The sequence below is a fragment of the Micromonospora sp. DT178 genome (genome assembly GCF_049841695.1).
Taxonomy (GTDB): domain Bacteria; phylum Actinomycetota; class Actinomycetes; order Mycobacteriales; family Micromonosporaceae; genus Micromonospora.
The window spans coordinates 64,946-85,108 of sequence record NZ_JBNCKV010000012.1; the positions used below are offsets into that span (position 1 = coordinate 64,946).

The 20,163-nt window shown below is 76.3% G+C and carries 2 protein-coding genes and 1 pseudogene; all 3 read right to left on the minus strand.

The annotated features are described in order from the left end of the window. Positions 1-77 precede the first annotated feature (77 nt). Positions 78-5,567: pseudogene (locus ACLQ22_RS22210) on the minus strand (type I polyketide synthase); the annotation flags it as partial. Between the two features lie 25 nt (positions 5,568-5,592). Next, on the minus strand, positions 5,593-15,237 hold the full coding sequence (locus ACLQ22_RS22215) for a type I polyketide synthase (RefSeq protein WP_425694006.1): 9,645 nt from the start codon (positions 15,235-15,237) through the stop codon (positions 5,593-5,595). Then, positions 15,152-20,131, minus strand: a complete 4,980-nt coding sequence (locus ACLQ22_RS22220; RefSeq protein ID WP_425694023.1) for a type I polyketide synthase — start codon at positions 20,129-20,131, stop codon at positions 15,152-15,154. The genes ACLQ22_RS22215 and ACLQ22_RS22220 overlap by 86 nt, the downstream gene beginning before the upstream one ends. Positions 20,132-20,163: the final 32 nt, after the last annotated feature.

Consider the following 20,163-nt stretch of genomic DNA (forward strand, 5'->3'; position numbering starts at 1 on the left):
TCCGTCCTGAAACGTCGGTCCGATAGATGTGTGTGCGCCGATAGGGGGCGCTAGGGGCACACCAGGGGCGGGAACGGTCACAGGCCCCGCGCGGTCAGCCACCGCTGTAGCGTGCCGGCGAGTTCCGGCCCCCGGTCGGCGACCATGCTGAAGTGGTCACCGGCGGCGTCGGCCACCTCGTGCGGGTAGGGCCAGCGGGACCGCCAGCCGTCCTGTTCGCCGTCCCACTCCCCCAGCGGCTCGCTGGCCCGGACCAGCAGGGTCGGCGCCGCCATCTCGGTCGGCTGCCAGTCCAGGAACAGGGGCAGGTAGCCGGCCCACGCGGTCGTCCGCCAGTCGTCCATCGGCGTGTACGCGCTGTCCCGGTCGATCATCCCGTCGAGCAGCTGCGGCACCCATCCGCCGAGCACCTCGCTGTTCGCCGGGTAGGTGTCCATCAGCACCACCGCGTCCGGCGACCGGCCCTGGCGTTCCAGCTCGCCGGCGAGCAGGTTGGCCACCATCGCGCCACCCGAGTGACCGGCCAGCACGAACGGGCCGGCGCCGACGGCGCGCAGCACCGTGTCGGCGTGCACCCGCAGCAGGGCGTCGAGGCCGGCGGGCAGTTCCTCGCCCACGCCGAACCCTGGGTTGGGCAGGGCCCAGACGTTGCGCACCCCCCGGAATCCGGAGGCGAGCCGGGCGTACTCGTGGGCGCCGGAGAGCAGGGACATGGTGCAGCAGCACACCAGATGCGCCCCCGCATTCCCCTCGGCCAGCCGCAGGATGCCGGCCGGGCGGGTGAGCTGCGCCGGTTCGCTGAAGCTGGGCCGGAACTGGGCGAGCTTGACCAGGAGTTCGGCGTACCCGGCGGGGTCCTCGCGTGCCTTCGGCTGGTTGAACAGCCCACCGAGCAGTCCACCGCCGGCGCTCTGCGGGGCGGCGGCTCCCCCGGCGGCGTCCGGGGTGGCCCCGGCCGCGTCGGCGCCGACGAGCTGGCCGAGCAGGTGGTGGGCCAGCGCCGTAGGGGTGGGGTGGTCGAAGAGCAGGGTGGCCGACAGCTCCGCCCCGGTCTCCTGGCGCAGCGCGTCGCGCAGTTCCAACGCGGTCAGCGAGTCGAAGCCGAGTTCCAGGAAGTCCCGGTCGGCCTCGACCGCCCCGGGCGAGGCGTGCCCGAGCACCGTGGCCACGCGCGCCCGGACCAGGTCCAGCAGGATCCCGTGCCGATCGCCGGCCGGGGTGCCGGCCAGCCGGTCCCGCAGCACGCGGGCCGGGTCGGTCGCCTCGCCACCGGGGCCGGCGTCCCGGTCCGCAGCGACCGCCGCCTCGGGCACGCCGCGCAGCAGCGGTGCGGGCCGTACGGCGGTGAAGGCCGGCACGAACGCCGGCCAGTCGAGGTCGGCGACCGCGAGCTGGTCGTCGCCGCGGCCCATGGCCTGCTGAAGCGCGGACACAGCCAGTTCGGCGGGGAGCGGGCGGACCCCCCGGCGGCGCAGCTGCGCCGGGTCGGTGACCTCGTCCGCCCAGGGCACCCACGCGACGACGGTGGCCGGGTGGCCGGCGGCGCGCCGGCCGGCGGCCAGCGCCTCCAGCCCGGCGCCGGCGGCGGCGGCGACCGCCGCTCCCCCGCTGCCCCAGACGGCGGCGGTGGAGGTGAAGACGACGAACTCGTCGATCGGCCGGCCGGCGCAGGCCCGGTCGAGCAGTTCCACGGCGGCGGTGCGGGCGGCCACGGCGTGGGCCAGGTCGCGCGGGTCCAGCGCCGCGACCGGGTCGCCGGCCCCGTCGGAGTCGGCGACGTGCAGGACGGTGCGGACGACGGTGCCGGCGGCGGCCAGCCGGTCCAGCGTCGCGGGCAGCCCGTCGAGGTCGTCGACGACGGTGACGGCGACGTCCCGGCCGATCGTGGCGGCGGGCGCCCCGGCGCCGGCGAGGACGAGGTGGGTCGCGCCGCGGTCGGCGAGCCACCGCAGCAGGTGCGGGGTGCGCACCGCCGCGGTCCCGTGCACCAGGACCGCGCCCCGGGGCCGCCAGTCCGCGTCGGCGGCGGCGCCGGCCGGGGCGCGCGACAGCCGCCGCGCGTACACCCCGCCGGAGCGCACCGCCAGCTGGTCCTCGTCGCCGCCGGCCGCGACGAGCCGGGCGAGCGCGGCGAGCGCGGCGTCGTCCGGCTCCGCCGGCAGGTCGACCAGCCCGCCCCACAGGCGCGGCTGTTCCAACGCCAGCACCCGACCCAGACCCCAGAGGTACGCGCCGGCGACGCCGGGCGCGGGATCGTCCGCGTCGACGGTCACGGCGCCCCGGGTCACGGTCCACACCGGCGCGTTGCTCCCGGCGCCGCCGAGGGCCCGCACGAGCGCGGCCGTCCCCGCCAGCGCGACCGTCCCGGTGGCCCCGGCCGGCTCCCCCGCCGCCAGCAGCGAGACCACGACCGACGGGGTGCCCCCGACGGGCAGGGCGCGGGCGACCTCGTCCGGGTCGTCGCCCACGCGCACGAGCACCGGGTCCAGGCCCTCGGCACGCAGGGCGGCCAGCACGGCCGTGGCGTTGGTCCGCGCCCCGGCCACCACCAGGCATTCGCCGGTCGCCGCGGCGGCGGCGGGCACGGCGACGCGCACCCAGTCGGCGCGGTACCGCAGCCCGTCCAGCGCGGAGCCGCGACGTCGCCGGTCCCGGTAGGACGCCAGGGCGGGCAACAGTTCGGCGAGCGCCTCCTGCCGGTCGGCGTCCAGGCCGAGCGCGGCGGCCAACGCGGCCGGCCGGTCCTCCGCCACGGCGGCCCAGAACTCCTCGTCGTCGCTCGGCGCGACCGGCTGACGCAGGTCGACGGCGGGCGGATCCGGCCAGTAGCGCTCGTGGTGGAAGGCGTAGGTGGGCAGCTCGACGCGCGCGGCGTCGCTGCCGGCGAAGAGGGCCGGCCAGTCCACCCCGGCCCCGCGCAGGTCGACGGCGGCGAGCGCGGCGAGCAGGGTGGCCGGCTCGGGCTGGTCCCGGCGGCCGAGCGGCACGAAGGCCGCCGGCTCGACGTCGGGCAGGCACTCGCGGGCCAGCGCGGTCAGGGCGCCGTCGGGGCCGAGCTCAAGGAAGGTCGCCACGCCGGCGGCGGCCAGGGTGGCGACGCCCTCGTGGAAGCGGACGGTGTCCCGGACGTGGTCGACCCAGTAGCCCGGGTCGGTGGCCTGGGCGGCGGTGAGCGCCTCGCCGGTGCGGTCGGAGACGACCGGCACGGTCGGCGGATGCCAGGTGACCTTCTCCGCGACGACCCGGAAGTCGGCCAGCATGCCGTCCATCCGGGCGGAGTGGAAGGCGTGGCTGACCCGCAGACGGCGGGACCGCCGCCCCTCGGCGGCGAGCCGCGCACCGGCCGCGAGCACGGCTTCCTCGTCGCCGGAGAGCACCACCGACCGGGGACCGTTCACGGCGGCCAGCGACACCCGCTCGTCGAGCAGCGGGGTCACCTCGGCCTCGGAGGCCCGCACCGCCAGCATCGCCCCGCCGGCCGGCAGTTGCTGCATCAGCCGGCCCCGGGCGGCCACCAGCGCCGCCGCGTCGGCCAGCGACAGCACGCCGGCGACGTGCGCCGCGGCCAGCTCGCCGACCGAGTGGCCGAGCAGGTGCTGCGGGCGCAGCCCCCACGCCGTGACCAGCCGGTAGGCGGCGACCTCGTAGGCGAACAGCGCCGGCTGGGTGAACTCGGTGCGGTCCAGCAGCGCCGCCTCGGGCGAGTCGGGTTCGGCGAAGACCACCTCCCGCAGCGGCCGGCTCAGGTGCCGGTCCAGCTCCCCGGCCACCTCGTCGAAGGCGGCCGCGAACACCGGGAAGCGGCGGCACAGCTCGGCGCCCATGCCGAGGCGCTGGGCGCCCTGGCCGGTGAAGAGGAACGCGACCCTGCCGGCCGGGCGGGCCACCCCGCGCACCACGCCGGGGGCGTTGCGCTCCTCGGCGACCGCGCGCAGGCCGGCCAGCAGCCCGTCGGGGTCGTCGCCGATCACGGCGGCGCGGTGCGGCAACGCCGCCCGGGTGGTGACCAGCGAGTACGCCACGTCGGCGGGGGCCAGCTCGGGGTGGGCCCCGAGGTGGTCCAGCAGTCGCCGGGCCTGCCCGGCCAGGGCCGGCGCCGACCGGGCGGAGACGATCCAGGGGGTCGGCGGGGCGGGCGTACCGGCCGGTCGGGCGCGGTGGGTGTCCGCCTCGTCGGCCTGCTCGACGATGACGTGCGCGTTGGTGCCGCTGATGCCGAACGCGGAGACCCCGGCCCGGCGCGGCTGCCCGGTCTCCGGCCAGGGCTGCGCCCCGGTCAGCAGGGACACCGCCCCGGCCGACCAGTCGACGTGCGGGGTGGGCTCATCCACGTGCAGGGTGGGCGGCAGCACCCCGTGCCGCATCGCCAGGACCATCTTCATCACCCCGGCCACACCGGCGGCGGCCTGGGTGTGCCCGATGTTCGACTTCACCGACCCCAGCCACAACGGCCGGTCGGCGCGGCGGTCCTTGCCGTACGTGGCCAGCAACGCCTGCGCCTCGATCGGGTCGCCGAGCGTGGTGCCCGTGCCGTGCGCCTCGACGACGTCCACCTGGTCGGCGGTCAGCCCCGCGTTGGTGAGCGCCTGCCGGATCACCCGGCGCTGGGACGGGCCGTTCGGGGCGGTCAGCCCGCTGCTCGCCCCGTCCTGGTTGACCGCGCTGCCGCGCACGACGGCGAGGATCGGGTGGCCGTTGCGGCGGGCGTCGGACAGCCGCTCGACCAGCAGCATGCCGGCCCCCTCGGACCAGCCGGTGCCGTCGGCGGCGGCGGCGAACGACTTGCACCGGCCGTCGGTGGACAGGCCGCGCTGCCGGGAGAACTCCACGAAGACGGTCGGGGTGGCCATCACCGACACCCCGCCGACCAGCGCCATGGTGCACTCCCCCAGCCGCAGCGCCTGGCAGGCGAGGTGCAACGCGACCAGGGACGAACTGCAGGCGGTGTCCACGGTGACCGCGGGCCCCTCCAGCCCCAGGGCGTACGAGATCCGGCCGCTGGCCACGGCGGCGGCGCTACCGGTGCCGAGGTAGCCCTCGACGCCGCCGCTGACCCCGGTGAGCAGCGCGGCGTAGTCGCCCTGGCTGCTGGTCGACGCGTACACGCCGGTGGGCGTGCCGCGCAGCGTGGCCGGGTCGATGCCGGCCCGCTCGAACGCCTCCCAGGCGGTCTCCAGCAGCAGCCGCTGCTGCGGGTCCATGGCGAGGGCCTCGCGGGGGCTGATGCCGAAGAAGGCGGGGTCGAAGTCCCCGGCGGAGTAGAGGAACCCGCCCTCGCGCACGTACGACGTGCCCCGGCTGTCCGGGTCGGGGTCGGGGTCGTAGAGCGCCCCCAGGTCCCAGCCCCGGTCGTCGGGGAACGCCGACATCGCGTCGGTGCCGGCGGCCACCAGGTCCCACAACTGCTCCGGCGACCCGACGCCGCCGGGGAACCGGCAACTCATTCCGATGATCGCCACCGGCTCGCTGAGCGCGGCGGTGAGCTGCTGGTTCTGCTGCTTGAGCTTCTGGTTGTCGAGCAGGGACGCGCGCAGCGCGCCGACGACCTCGTCCAGGGAAACACTCATTGGGGGCTCCTCAGGGCCGGCCGGGTCACGAGTCGGAGCCTTCCAGGGCCATCCGGACCAGGCCGGCGACGTCGAGTTCGTGGATCTGGGCCTCGGGCGCGGCCGGGGCGGCGGGCGCCACGGCCGGCGTACCGGCGCTCGTGCGGGCCAGCTGGAGCAGCTGGTCGAGCAGGCCCGTCCGCCGCAGTTCGTCCAGCGGGATCGCGGCGAGGGCCCGGCGGACCGACTCCTCGTCGCCGTCGTCACCGAACTCCCCGTCGCCGTCCTCGAAGAGCTCCTCGTACAGGTGGTCGGCCAGGCCGGCCGGGGTCGGGTAGTCGAAGACGACCGTGGTGGGCAGGTCGTGCCCGGTCGCCGCGGTGAGCAGGTTGCGCAGCTCCACGGCGGTGAGCGAGTCGAAGCCGAGGTCCAGGAAGCCCCGGTCCGTCTCGATCACGTCGCCGGAGGAGTGGCCGAGCACCTTCGCCGCGTCGACGCGCACCATCTCCAGCAGCGCGGCCCGACGCTCGTCACCGGGCAGCGCCCGCAACCCGGCGAGCAGGTCCCGGGCGACGGGCGCGGACGCGTCCGGCGCGTCGGCGGGGGCGACGGCCAGCTCGCGTACGGCCGGCAGGTCGGCCAGCAGCGGGCTGGGCCGCAGCGAGGTGAACAGCGGCGCGAAGGTGGCCCAGTCGACGTCGGCGACGGTGACGCAGGTGTCCCCGGCGGCCAGGGCGTGCCGCAGCCCGGCCATCGCCACGCCCGGCGGCATCACCCGCAGGCCACGGCGGCGCAGCTGCTCCGGCGCGCCCTCGGTGAACATGCCCGACTCGGTCCACGGCCCCCACGCCACGGACGTGGCCGGCAGTCCCCGGCCGCGCCGCCGCTCGGCGAGCGCGTCCAGGTAGGCGTTGCCGGCCGCGTACGCGCCCTGCCCACCGCTGCCCCACACCGCCGAGATCGACGAGAAGAGCACGAACGCGTCCAGCTCGGTGCCGTCGAGCAGCTCGTCGAGGTGCTCGGCGCCGGACAGCTTCGGGGCGATGACGTACGCCAGGTCCTCCAGGGTGGTGTCGGCCAGCGGCACCACCTCGCTGACCCCTGCGGCGTGCACCACCGCGCGCAGCGGCGGTCCCTCCCGCTCGAGGTCGGCCAGGAGTTCGGCCACCGCGCTCCGGTCGGCGGCGTCGCAGCGGGCGACCCGGCAGTCCACCCCGAGGCCGGTCAGCTCGGCGAGCAGCTCGGCGGCGCCGGGGGTGTCGGTGCCCCGCCGGCTGGTCAGCACCACCCGTTCCGCGCCGGCGCCGGCCACCCAGCGGGCCACGTGCCCGCCGAGCGCGCCGGTGCCGCCGGTGATCAGCACGGTGCCCCGGGGCTGCCACGGCGCGGGGTCCCCCGCGGTGACGGCCGGGACGAGCCGCCGCACCAGCACCCCGGACTCGCGGACGGCGAGTTGGTCCTCCAGGCCGCCGCCGGTGAGGATGCCGCCGAGCCGCATCGCCGTCCAGGGCTCGAGGTCGGTGGGCAGGTCCACCAGGCCGGCCCAGCGGGCGGGCTGTTCCAGCGCGGCCACCCGGCCCAGGCCCCACAGCATCGCCTGCCGCGGGTTGGCCGGGACGTCGTCGTCGCCGACGCCGACGGCGCCCTGGGTGACGCACCAGAGCCGGGCCGGGGCGTCGAGGTCGACGAGCTGCTGGAGCAGGTGCACGGTCGCGGCCAGGCCACGCGGCAGCGCCGGGTGCTCGGCGTGCGGGGCGTCGTCCAGGCCCAGGAAGGAGAGGATCGACAGCGGCCCCCCGCCCTCGCCGAGGGCCTCGGTGAGCACGTCGGCGAACCCTCCGCACAGCTCGTCGGAATCCGCGGCGGTGTCCACGGGCACGATGGTCACCTCGGTGCCCAGGGCCCAGGTGCAGGAGTTCAGGTCGGGGTCGTCGGCCCGGTCGGCGGGCAGCAGCACCAGCCAGCGGCCGGGATCCTGCTCCTCCGGGGCCTCCTCGATGGGCTCCCAGACGACCCGGTACCGGCTGCCGTCGACCAGGGCCCGCTCCCGGCCGCGCCGCCGCCACGCGGACAGGGCGGGCAGCACGGTCCCGAACGGCTGGTCGCGGTGCACGTCCAGGTCGCGGGCCAGCGACTCGAGGTCCTCGGCCTCGACGGCCGCCCAGAAGCGGCGCTCGACGTCGGTGCGGTCGTCCTCGGCCGCCAGGGCGGCCCAGGGCGGCGGCTCCGGCCAGTAGCGCTGCCGGTCGAACGTGTAGGTGGGCAGGTCGACCCGCTGCGCGCCGGTGCCGTCGTAGAGGGCGGACCAGTCCGGGGAGACGCCGTGGGTGTGCAGCGCGGCGACCGCCCGCAGCAGGGTGGTCGGCTCGGAGCGGTCGCGGCGCAGGGCGGGCACGACCAGCGGGGTCCGGCCGCCGGTCGGGGCGTCCTCGGCCAGGACGGCCTGGGCGAGGGCGGTGAGCACCCCGTCCGGGCCGATCTCGACGTAGCCGGTGACGTTGCGCTCCCGCAGCGCCGTGACGGCGTCGGCGAAGCGCACGGCGTCGCGGGCGTGCCGCGCCCAGTACTCCGGCGTGCCGATCTCCGCCGCGTCGACCGGCGTGCCGGTGACGGTGGAGATCATCGGGATGGTCGGCTCCTGGTACCGCAGCCGTCCGGCGACGGCGGCCAGGTCGTCGAGCACCGGTTCCATCAGCGGGCTGTGGAACGCGTGGCTGACCGTCAGCCGCCGGATCCGGACGCCCCGGGCGGTCCACTCCGCGGCCAGTTCCTCGACGGCGTCGCCGGCCCCGGACACCACGACGGCGGCGGGACCGTTGACGGCGGCGACGGAGACCCGGTCGGCGCGGTCGCCGAGCGCGGCGGTCACCTCGGCCTCGGTGGCGGCGATGGCGAGCATCGCCCCGCCGGCCGGCAGCGCCTGCATCAGCCGGCCCCGGGCGGCGACCAGCTCGGCGGCGTCGGCCAGGGAGAGCACCCCGGCGGCGTGGGCGGCGGCGAACTCGCCGATGGAGTGCCCGGCGACCGCGTCGGGGCGGACGCCCCACGCCTCGAACAGCCGGAACAGCGCCACCTCCACGGCGAAGAGCGCCGGCTGGGTGAACTCGGTCCGGTCCAGCGACTCGGCCTCGGGGGTGTCGGGCTCGGCGAAGAGCAGCGGCTTCAGCGGGCGGGGCAGGTGCGGGTCGAGGGCGGCGCAGGCCTCGTCGAGCGCGGCGGCGAAGACCGGGAACGCCTCGGCCAGCTCGCGCCCCATCCCGGCCCGCTGCGCCCCCTGCCCGGAGAACAGGTACGCCACCTTCGGCCGGGACGCGGCCACGCCGGTGACCACCAGCGGCGAGTCCTCGCCGGCGCCGAGGGCGCGCAGCCCGGCGCCCAGCGCGATCCGGTCGGTGGCGAGGACGACGGCCCGGTGCTCCAGGGTGGCCCGGGAGACCGCCGACGACCAGCCGACGTCGACCGTCCGGGGGGCCTCCAGGCCGGTGAGCTGCTCGGCCCAGCGGTCCGCCTGGGCGGCCAGCGCGACCGCCGTACGTCCCGACAGCAGCACCGGCACCACCGGCAGCCGGGCCGGGTCCCCCGTCGGCGGCTCCACGAAGGACGGCTCCGGGGCCTGCTCCAGGATGGTGTGCGCGTTGGTGCCGCTGATGCCGAACGAGGAGACGGCGGCCCGGCGCGGGTGGCCGGTGGCCGGCCACGGGCGGCCCTCGCCGAGCAGCTCGACCGCGCCGACGGTCCAGTCCACCTGGTCGGTCGGCTCGTCGACGTGCAGGGTCTGCGGGAGGTAGCCGTGCCGCAGCGCCAGCACCATCTTGATAATCCCGGCGACGCCGGCGGCGGCCTGGGTGTGCCCGATGTTGGACTTGATCGAGCCGAGCCAGAGCGGCTGGTCGGCGGGCCGTTCCCGGCCGTACGTGGCGAGCAGGGCCTGCGCCTCGATGGGGTCGCCGAGCTTGGTGCCGGTGCCGTGCGCCTCGACGGCGTCCACGTCGGCCGGGGTGAGGCCGGCGTTGGCGAGCGCCTGCCGGATCACCCGCTGCTGCGACGGCCCGTTCGGGGCGGTCAGGCCGTTCGAGGCGCCGTCCTGGTTGACGGCGCTGCCCCGGATCACCGCGAGCACCGGGTGGCCGTTGCGGCGGGCGTCGGAGAGCCGCTCGACGAGCAGCAGGCCGAGGCCCTCGCCCCAGCTGGTGCCGTCGGCGGCGGAGGCGAATGCCTTGACCCGGCTGTCCGGGGCGAGCCCCCGCTGCCGGCTGAAGCCGACGAACACGCCGGGGGTGGACATGACGGTGACGCCGCCGACGAGGGCGAGGGAGCACTCCGAGCGGCGCAGCGCCTGGCAGGCCCAGTGCAGCGCGACCAGCGACGACGAGCAGGCGGTGTCCACCGAGACGGCGGGCCCCTCCAGCCCGAGGGTGTACGACACCCGGCCGGAGAGCACGCTGCCGGCGTTGCCGGTCATCAGGTGCCCCTCGGCGCCCTCGGCGCTGAACATCAGGTTCCGGTAGTCCTGGTAGTTGGTGCCGACGAAGACGCCGGTGGGGCTGCCGCGCAGCGCGTGCGGGTCGATCCCGGCCCGCTCGATCGCCTCCCAGGACGCCTCCAGCAGGAGCCGCTGCTGCGGGTCCATCGCCAGGGCCTCGCGGGGGCTGATGCCGAAGAACCCGGCGTCGAAGTCGGCGGCCCCGGTGACGAAGCCGCCCTCGCGGGCGTAGCTGGTGCCCTCCTTCTCCGGGTCGGAGTCGAAGAGCCGGTCGAGGTCCCAGCCCCGGTCGGTGGGGAACTCGCCGATCGCGTCGCCGCCGGCGGCGAGGAGCTGCCAGAGCTGCTCCGGGGTGTCCGCCCCGCCGGGCAGGCGGCAGCTCATCGCCACGATGGCGATCGGGTCGTCGTCGTCCTCGGCCAGCGCGGCCGGGGCGGGGGTGGCCTCCGGGGCGGTCCCGGTGAGCAGCTCGTCGAGGTGCGCGGCGAGCACGGTCGGGTTCGGGTAGTCGAAGGCGAGCGTCGCGGGCAGCCGCAGGTCGGTGGCGGTGGCCAGGAAGTTGCGCATGTCCACGGCGGTCAGCGAGTCCAGGCCGAGGTCGCGGAAGGGCAGGGTGGCCGGGATGTCGTCGGCCGCGCCGTAGCCGAGCGCGGTCGCCGCGCACTGGCGGACCAGCTCCAGCAGCGTCGCGGCGCGCTCCGCCGCAGCGAGCCCGGCGAGCCGCCGCGCCAGGGCCGACGGTACGTCCGGCTCCTCCTCGGCGGCCTCCTGCGGGTCCGGCCGCGTCGCCTCGCGCACCTCGGCGAGGTCGCCGATCAGCGGGCTGGGCCGGACCAGGGTGAACGCGGGGGCGAACCGGGTCCAGTCGATGTCGGCGATCAGGGTCGTGGTCTCGCCGCGCCGCAGCGCCCGGGCGAGGGCCTCGACGGCCAGGTCCGGGTCCATGCCGACCATGCCGCCCCGGCGCAGCCGCTGCTGGGCGCGTTCGTTGTCGGCGGGCAGGCCGGCCCCGCTCCACGCGCCCCAGGCCACCGAGAGGGCGGGCAGGCCCTCGGCCCGGCGCCGCTCGGCGAGGGCGTCGAGGAACGCGTTCGCCGCCCCGTACGCGCCCTGCCCGGCGTTGCCGGTGGTGCCGGCGACCGAGGAGAACAGCACGAAGGCGTCCAGGTCGAGGTCCCGGGTCAGCTCGTCCAGGTGGACGGCGGCGGCGCACTTGGGCGCGGCGACGGTGTGCAGGCGCTGCGGGGTGACGGTGTCCACGATCCCGTCGTCGAGGACGGCGGCGGTGTGCAGCACGGCGGTCACCGGGGCCTCGGCGGGGACGGCGGCCAGCAGGTCGGCCACCTGCGCCCGGTCGGCGACGTCGCAGCGGGCCACGGTGACCCGTACGCCGAGGTCGGTCAGCTCCGCCTCCAGCTCGGCGGCGCCCGGGGCGTCCGGGCCGCGCCGGCTGGCCAGCAGGACGTGCGCCGCGCCGGAGCGGGCCGCCCAGCGGGCCAGGTGCCCGCCCAGCCCGCCGGTGCCGCCGGTGATCAGCACGGTGCCGCGCATCCGCCAGGTGTCGTCCGCGGCGTCGCCGGACGCGGTCGGCTCGGGTTCGGTGATCCGGGCGAGCCGGCGGACGAAGACGCCGGACTCGCGCACGGCGAGCTGGTCCTCGCCGGCGCCGAACTGCTCCGCGCCGTCGCCGTCGCCGAACTGGTCCGCGCCACCGCCGAACTGGTCCTCGCCGCCGGCGCCGAGCGCCGCGCAGAGCAGGGCGCCCGCCTGTGGGCCGAGGGTGTCCGGCAGGTCGAGCAGGCCGCCCCAGCGGGCGGGGTGTTCGAGGGCGACCGCGCGGCCGAGCCCCCAGACGGCGGCGGCGACGGGGCTCGGCGCCGGGTCGTCGGCGCAGGCCGCGACGGCTCCTCGGGTCGCGCACCACAGCGGCGCCTCGACGCCGAGCGCCCCGAGCGCCTGCACCAGCAGGGCGGTGCCCGAGACGGCCAGCGAGGTCGCCGGGTGCTCTGGGTGCGCCCGCTCGTCCAGGCCCAGCAGCGAGAGCACGGCGACGGGTCCGTCCGGGCCGGCGAGCGCGGCGCCCAGCAGTTCGACCAGCGCCGCCGGGTCGTCGGTGGCGTCCAGCTCCACGGGTACGACGTCCGCGCCGAAGTTGCCGAGCGCCGACAGCACGTCGGCGACCAGGGGGTCCCCGCCCAGCGCCGCGGGTACCGGGACGAGCCAGGTGCCGGCGAGCCAGGTCAGCGGCAGGTCAGGCACGGCCTGCCAGGTGACCCGGTAGCGCCACCCGTCGATGTCCGGCGCGCCGTCGGGCGCGGCGAGGAAGGCCGGCGGCGCGGGCCAGTACCGATGGTGGTCGAAGGCGTACGTGGGCAGGTCGACGGTGGGCGTGGTGGGCAGGATCCTCGTCAGGTCGACGGGCAGGCCGATGGCGTGCGCGGTGGCGAGGTTGGTCAGCAGGCGGGTCGCGTCGTCGTCGTCCCGCCGCAGGCTGCCCAGGGTGTGGCCGGCGACGCCGGTGTCGTCGAGGATGGCCGTCACCGGCATCGTCAGCACGGGGTGCGGGCTGATCTCCACGAACGTGGTGTGCCCGGCGGCGACGGCCACCCGCACCGCCGCGTCGAAGAGCACCGTCCGGCGCAGGTTGTCGTACCAGTAGTCGGCGCCCATGGAGATCGGGTCGGCCCAGTCCCCGGTCAGGGTGGAGACCAGCCGGGTGTGGCCGACCTGCGGCGTCACGTCGGCCAGGTCGGCGCGCAGCTGCTCGGCGACCTCCTGCACGGCGGGCGAGTGCGACGCGTAGTCCACGGGGATCAACCGGGCCCGGATCCCCTCGGCCTGGCACGCCGCCACGAGGTCGGCGACGTGCTGCGGCGGGCCGGAGACCACGACGGTGGACGGTCCGTTGACCGCCGCCACCCCGACGCCCGGGAAGGCCGGCAGCCGCTCGGCGACCGCGTCGGCGGACAGGTCCACCGACGCCATCGTGCCGGTGCCCCGCAGCACCGCCAGGGCGCGGGAGCGCAGCGCGACGGTACGGGCGGCGTCCTCCAGGCTGAGGATGCCGGCCACGCACGCGGCGCCGATCTCGCCCTGCGAGTGGCCGATCACCGCCTGCGGGGTCACCCCCGCGTGCTGCCACACCGCCGCGAGGGCGATGCCGACGGCCCACAGCACCGGCTGCACGACCTCGACCCGCTCCAGCCACGACTCGTCGTCGCCGGTCAGCACCGACACCAGGTCCGCGCCCAGGTATGGGTCGAGCGCCCGCTGGCACTCGGCCAGCTTCGCGTCGAACACCGGCGTACGACCGACAAGACCGGCGGCCATCCGCGCCGACTGCGCGCCCTGACCCGGGAACACGAAGACCGGGCCCGCGCCGGGGCCCGACGCCACACCGCCGACCACGTTTCCGGCCGGCAGGCCGGCCGCGACCGCGTCCAGCCCCGCGAGCAGCTCGTCGGCGGTCGACCCGACCACGGCGGCCCGGTGGTCGAACGTCGACCGGGTGGCCGCCAGGGACCAGCCCACCGCGGCCGGGTCCAGCCCGTCCCGCTGGCGCAGGTACGACGCGAGCCGCGCGGCCTGCCCGGCCAGGGCGGCCTTCGACCGGGCCGACACCGACCAGAGGAGCGCGTCGGCGGCGACCAGGCCGGGGGTCGAGCCGGACGGGCGTTCCTCGGCCGGCTCGTCCGGCTGCTCGATGATCACGTGGGCGTTGGTGCCGGAGATGCCGAACGAGGAGACGGCGCCCCGCCGCACCCGGCCCGTCTCGGGCCACGGCCGGGCCTCGGTGGCCAGTTCCACCGCGCCGGCCGTCCAGTCGATGTGCGGGGACGGCGCGTCGACGTGCAGCGTCGCCGGGACGACGCCGTGCCGGATGGCGAGCACCAACTTGATCACCCCGGCCACGCCTGCGGCGGCCTGGGCGTGGCCGATGTTCGACTTCACCGAGCCGAGCAGCAGCGGCGGGGCCTCCCCCCGGTCCTGCCCGTAGGTGGCGATGAGCGCCTGTGCCTCGATCGGGTCGCCCAGCTTGGTGCCGGTGCCGTGCGCCTCCACGACGTCGACGTCCGCGGTGGACAGTCGGGCGGAGGCGAGGGCCTGGCTGATCACCCGCTGCTGGGCCGGCCCGTTCGGGGCGGTCAGCCCGTTCGACGCGCCGTCCTGGTTGACGGCGGAGCCGCGTACCACCGCGAGGACGCGGTGGCCGTTGCGGCGGGCGTCCGACAGCCGCTCGACCAGCAGCCAGCCGACGCCCTCGGAGAACCCGGCGCCGTCGGCGGCGGCGGCGAACGACCTGCACCGCCCGTCCGGGGAGAGGGCGCGCTGCCGGCTGGATCCGATGTAGAGGCCCGGGGTGGCCATCACGGTCACCCCGCCGGCCAGCGCCAGGTCGCACTCCCCCGCCCGCAGCGCCTGCACCGCGAGGTGCAGCGCCACCAGCGACGACGAGCAGGCCGTGTCGATGGAGACGGCCGGCCCCTCCAGGCCGAGGGTGTACGACACCCGGCCCGACGCGACGGCCGCCGCGCCCCCGGTCATCGAGTGCCCCTCGTCGCCGTCCGGCGACATCATCAGCAGGGTGCCGTAGTCCTGCCCGTTGGTGCCGACGAACACCCCGGTCCGGCTGCCCCGCAGCGAGGCCGGGTCGATGCCGGCGGCCTCGACCGCCTCCCAGGACGTCTCCAGCAGCAACCGCTGCTGGGGGTCCATGGTCAACGCCTCGCGCGGCGAGATGCCGAAGAAGGCGGAGTCGAAGTCCCCGGCCCCGTCGACGAACCCGCCCTCCCGGGCGTACGAGGTGCCCGGGTGGTCGGGGTCGGGGTGGTAGAGGCGCTCCAGGTCCCAGCCCCGGTCATCGGGGAAGGGGGTGACCGCGTCCCGGCCGTCCCGCACCAGCTCCCACAGGTCGTCGGGGTTGCGCACCCCGCCCGGCAACCGGCAGCTCATCGCCACGATCGCCACCGGCTCCAGTTCCTGGGACTGTGCCTCACTGAGCCGGCGACGGGTGTCGTGGAGATCAGCCATGACCCGCTTGAGGTAGTCGCGGAGCTTGTCTTCGTTGGCCATCGGAGTGCCGCTTCCTCGAAAGGGACGGGAGAGAGCTGGAGCTGGAAGGTCAGGAGATGCCGAGGTCCTTGTCGACCATCGCGAACAACTCGTCGTCGGTGGCGTCGTCGAGGTGCCGGCCGATGTCGGCGCCACCGCTGTCCTGGGCGAGCCGGGAGAGCATCGCCTGGAGACGTACGGTGGCCCGCACCCGGGCCGCCTCGTCCCGCGCCACCACGTCGAGGCTGTCGGCGATCCGGTCCAGATCGTCGAGGAGGGCGGTCGGGGTGACCACGTCGTCGTGGGCGACCTCGGCGAAGAGGTACTCCGCCAGGGTCGTCGGGGTCGGGTAGTCGAAGACCAGGGTGACCGGCAGGGCCACGCCGGTGGCCGAGCCGAGCCGGTTGCGCAGCTCGACGGCGGTGACGGAGTCGAAGCCCAGCTCCCGGAACGCCCGGTGCTCGTCCACCGACTCGGCGGACGGGTAGTTGAGCACGGCGGCGACCTGGCTGCGGACCAGGCCGAGCAGCACGGCCTGCCGGTCGGCGGCGGGCAGCCCGGCGAGGCGGTCCTGCAACGACTCCGGGCCGTCGCCGGCCTCCACGCTGGCCACCTTCTCGGCCGTCGCGAGGCGGCGCACGTCCGGCAGGTCGCTGATCAGCGGGCCGGGCCGGGTGGCGGTGAAGGCCACGGAGAACCGTTCCCAGGCGATGTCGGCGATGGTGAGGAACGCCTCGCCGTGGTCCACGGCCTGGTGCAGCGCGGCGATCGCCGCCTCAGGGGTCATCTCCGGTACGCCGTGGCGGTGCAGCAGCTCGCCGAGCGGCCCGTCGGCCATGCCGCCGCCGGCCCACGCCCCCCAGGCGATGGAGGTGGCGGTCAGGCCGAGGCCCCGCCGGTGCTGGGCGAGCGCGTCGAGGAACGCGTTGCTCGGGGCGTAGTTGCCGACGCCGGAGCTGGCCACGCTGCCCGCGAAGGACGAGAACATGATGAACGCCGACAGGTCGAGGTCGAGGGTCAGCTCGTGCAGGTTGTACGCGACGTCGACCTTGGCCTGGAGCACCCGCTCGATCTGCTCCGGCCGGATGTCGTTGATCATGGCGTCGTCGAGCACGGCGGAGGCGTGCACGACCGTGGTGAGCGGGTACTCGGCGGGGATCGCGTCGATCAGGTCGGCCAGCGCGTCGCGGTCGGAGGCGTCGCACTCGACCACGGTGGCCTGGGCGCCCAGCGCGGTGAGGTCGTCGACGAGCTGCTGCGCGCCCGGCGCAGCCATCCCCCGCCGGCTGACGACGACGACGTTCTCCACACCGCTGCGGGCCAGCCAGCGGGCGGCATGCCCACCGAGCGCGCCGGTGCCGCCGGTGACCAGCGCCGTGCCGTACGGCTGCCACGGGTTCGCGGGCTGGCTGTCGCCGAGCGGGACCCGGGTGAGCCGGCGGGCGAGCAGGCCGCTGGGGCGTACCGCGATCTGGTCCTCCTCCCCGGCGGTGGTGAGGGCCGCGACCAGCAGGTCGGCGCAGCGCTCCTCGACGGCCTCGGGCAGGTCCACGAGACCGCCCCAGCGCTGCGGGTGCTCCAGCGCGGCGACCCGGCCGAAGCCCCAGACCAGCGACTGCACCGGGGAGCGCAGCAGGTCGGCCATGCCGACGGAGGCGGCACCGGAGGTGACGCTCCACATCGGGGCGCGCAGGCCGATGTCGCCGAGGGCCTGGAAGAGCGCGACGGTGGCGGCGAAGCCGCCGGGCACGGACGGGTGCAGCGGGTGGGCCAGCTCGTCGAAGGCGAGCAGCGAGACCACGCCGGTCACCTCGGCGGCGGCGTCGCCGCCCGGTGCGGCGGCGAGCGCCTCCTGCAGCAGCTTGCCGAACTGGTCACGGTCGACGTCGGGGGTGGAGACGGGAACCTCGACGAGGGTCGCGCCGGCCGCCGTGAACGCCTCCACGCAGGCGTCCTGCCAGGGCTCGATGATGTCGCCGGTCGGCATGACGACGACCCAGGTGCCGCTCATGCCCCGGTTGGCGACGCCGGTCAGCGGCTTCCAGGTGTCCTGGTAGCGCCAGCTGTCGATGTCGGACTGCCGGCGCCGCTGCCGGCGCCAGGAGGTGAGCATCGGCAGGGCCGGCAGCAGCGCGTCGAGGACCTCGTGGGCCGGGGTGTCCTCGGTGGCGATGGTCTCGGCGAGGGCGGTGACGTCCCCGCGTTCCACGGCGGCCCAGAAGCTCGCGTCGCTCGGGTCGGCCGCCGCGCCCTGGAGCAGGCTCTCCAGGTCGGGGCCACCGCTGCCGTCGAGCCAGAACCGCTGGTGGTCGAAGGCGTACGTGGGCAGCGGCGCGACCTCGGTCTCGGCGAGGACGTTCGCCAGGTCGACGGGCAGGCCGATGGCGTGCGCGGTGGCGAGGTTGGTCAGCAGGCGGGTCGCGTCGTCGTCGCCGCGGCGCAGGCTGCCCAGGGTGTGGCCGGTGACGCCGGTGTCGTCGAGGATGGCCGTCACCGGCATCGTCAGCACGGGGTGCGGGCTGATCTCCACGAACGTGGTGTGCCCGGCGGCGACGGCGACGCGGACGGCGGCGTCGAACCGGACGGTGCGGCGCAGGTTGTCGTACCAGTAGTCCGCGGTCATCGAGGCCGGGTCGACCCAGTCCCCGGTCAGCGTCGAGACCAGGCGGGTGTGGCCGGCCTGCGGGGTGACGTCGGCCAGGTCCGCGCGGAGCTGCTCGGCGACCTGCTGCACGGCCTCGGAGTGGGAGGCGTAGTCGACCGGGATGAGCCGGGCGCGCAGGCCCTCGGCCTCGCACGCCGCCACCAGGTCGGCGACGGGCTGCGGCGGGCCGGAGACCACGACGGTGGACGGGCCGTTGACCGCCGCCACCCCGACGCCCGGGAAGGCCGGCAGCCGCTCGGCGACCGCGTCGGCGGACAGATCCACCGACGCCATCGTGCCGGTGCCCCGCAGCACCGCCAGGGCGCGGGAGCGCAGCGCCACGGTCCGGGCGGCGTCCTCCAGGGTGAGGATGCCGGCCACGCAGGCGGCGCCGATCTCGCCCTGCGAGTGGCCGACGACCGCGTCCGGGACGACGCCCGCCGCGCGCCACACGGCCGCGAGGGCGATGCCGACGGCCCACAGCACGGGCTGCACGACCTCGACCCGCTCCAGCCACGACTCGTCGTCGCCGGTCAGCACCGAGACGAGGTCCACGTCCAGGTACGGCGCCAGGGCCCGCTGGCACTCGGCCAGCTTCGCGTCGAACACCGGCGTACGACCGACAAGACCGGCGGCCATCCGCGCCGACTGCGCGCCCTGACCCGGGAAGACGAAGACCGGGCCCGCGCCGGCGCTGGTGACCGTACCGGTGACGAGGTTGCCGGCCGGGTGGCCGGCGGCGAGGGCGTCCAGCCCGGCGAGCAGCTCGTCGGCGGTCGACCCGACGACGGCGGCGCGGTGGTCGAACGTCGAGCGGGTGGTGGCCAGCGACCAGCCGATCGCCGCCGGGGCGAGGTCGCCGTGCTCGCGCACGTGCTGGGCGAGCCGGGCGGCCTGGCCGGCGAGGGCGGACCTCGACCGGGCCGACACCGGCCAGACGGTGACGTCCGAGGCGACCAGGCCGGGCCGTCGCGCGGGCTCGACGGCGGTGGCCTCGACGGCCTCCTCGCCGTCGACGGCGACCGGGTCGGCGACGCGCGGCCGGTACTCCTCCAGGATCACGTGGGCGTTGGTGCCGCTCACGCCGAACGAGGAGACGCCGCCGCGGCGGGGGCGGTCCAGCTCCGGCCACGGCTTGGACTCGGTGAGCAGGGAGACCGCCCCGGCGGTCCAGTCCACGTGCGGGGAGGGCTCGTCGACGTGCAGGGTCTCCGGCATGACGCCGTTGCGCAGCGCCATCACCATCTTGACCAGCCCGGCGACGCCGGCGGCGCTCTGGGTGTGGCCGATGTTCGACTTGACCGAGCCCAGCCACAGCGGCCGGTCGGCGGGCCGGTCCTGCCCGTACGTGGCGATGAGCGCCTGCGCCTCGATGGGGTCGCCGAGGGTGGTGCCGGTGCCGTGCGCCTCGACCATGTCGACGTCGGCGGTGCCGAGCCGGGCGTTGGCGAGGGCCTGCCGGATGACCCGCTGCTGGGAGGGGCCGTTCGGGGCGGTGAGCCCGTTGGACGCGCCGTCCTGGTTGAGGGCGCTGCCCCGGATCACGGCGAGGATCGGGTGGCCGTTGCGCTCGGCGTCGGCCAGCCGCTCCACGACGAGCACGCCGCCGCCCTCGCCCCAGCCGGTGCCGTCCGCGCCGGCGGCGAACGCCCTGCACCGGCCGTCGACGGACATGCCGCGCTGCCGGGAGAAGACGACGAACACGCCGGGGGTGACCATCACGGTGACGCCACCGGCGATGGCCAGGTCGCACTCGCCGCGGCGCAGCGCGTTCACGGCGAGGTGCAGGGCCACCAGCGAGGAGGAGCAGGCGGTGTCCACGGTCACGGCCGGGCCGTTGAGGCCGAGCGTGAACGAGATCCGGCCGGACGCGACACTGGTGGTGTTCCCGGTGCCGATGTACATGTCGACGCCCTCGGGCACGTTGGGCAGACCCATGCCGTAGTTCGAGGTGCTCAGCCCGACGAAGACGCCGGTGGAACTGCCGCGCAGCGACAGCGGGTCGATGCCGGCCCGCTCGACGGCCTCCCAGGACGTCTCCAGCAGCAGCCGCTGCTGCGGGTCCATGGCGAGGGCCTCACGCGGCGAGATGCCGAACAGGGACGGGTCGAAGTCACCGGCGCCGTCGAGGAACCCGCCGATGCGGGTGTAGCTCTTGCCCGGCTTGTTGGGGTCGGGGTCGTAGAGCGCCTCCAGGTCCCAACCCCGGTCGTCGGGGAACTCGGTGAGGGCGTCCCGGCCGTCGGCGACAAGCTCCCACAGGTCCTCCGGCGTCCGGACGCCACCGGGGAAGCGGCAGCTCATCGAGACGATGGCCAGCGGCTCCTGGTCGCGTGCCTCGACGGTCTGCAGCTTGCGCTTGGTCTCGTGCAGGTCGGCGGTGACCCGCTTGAGGAAGTACCGCAGCTTGTCATCGCTCATCGGGGGGCACCTGCCTC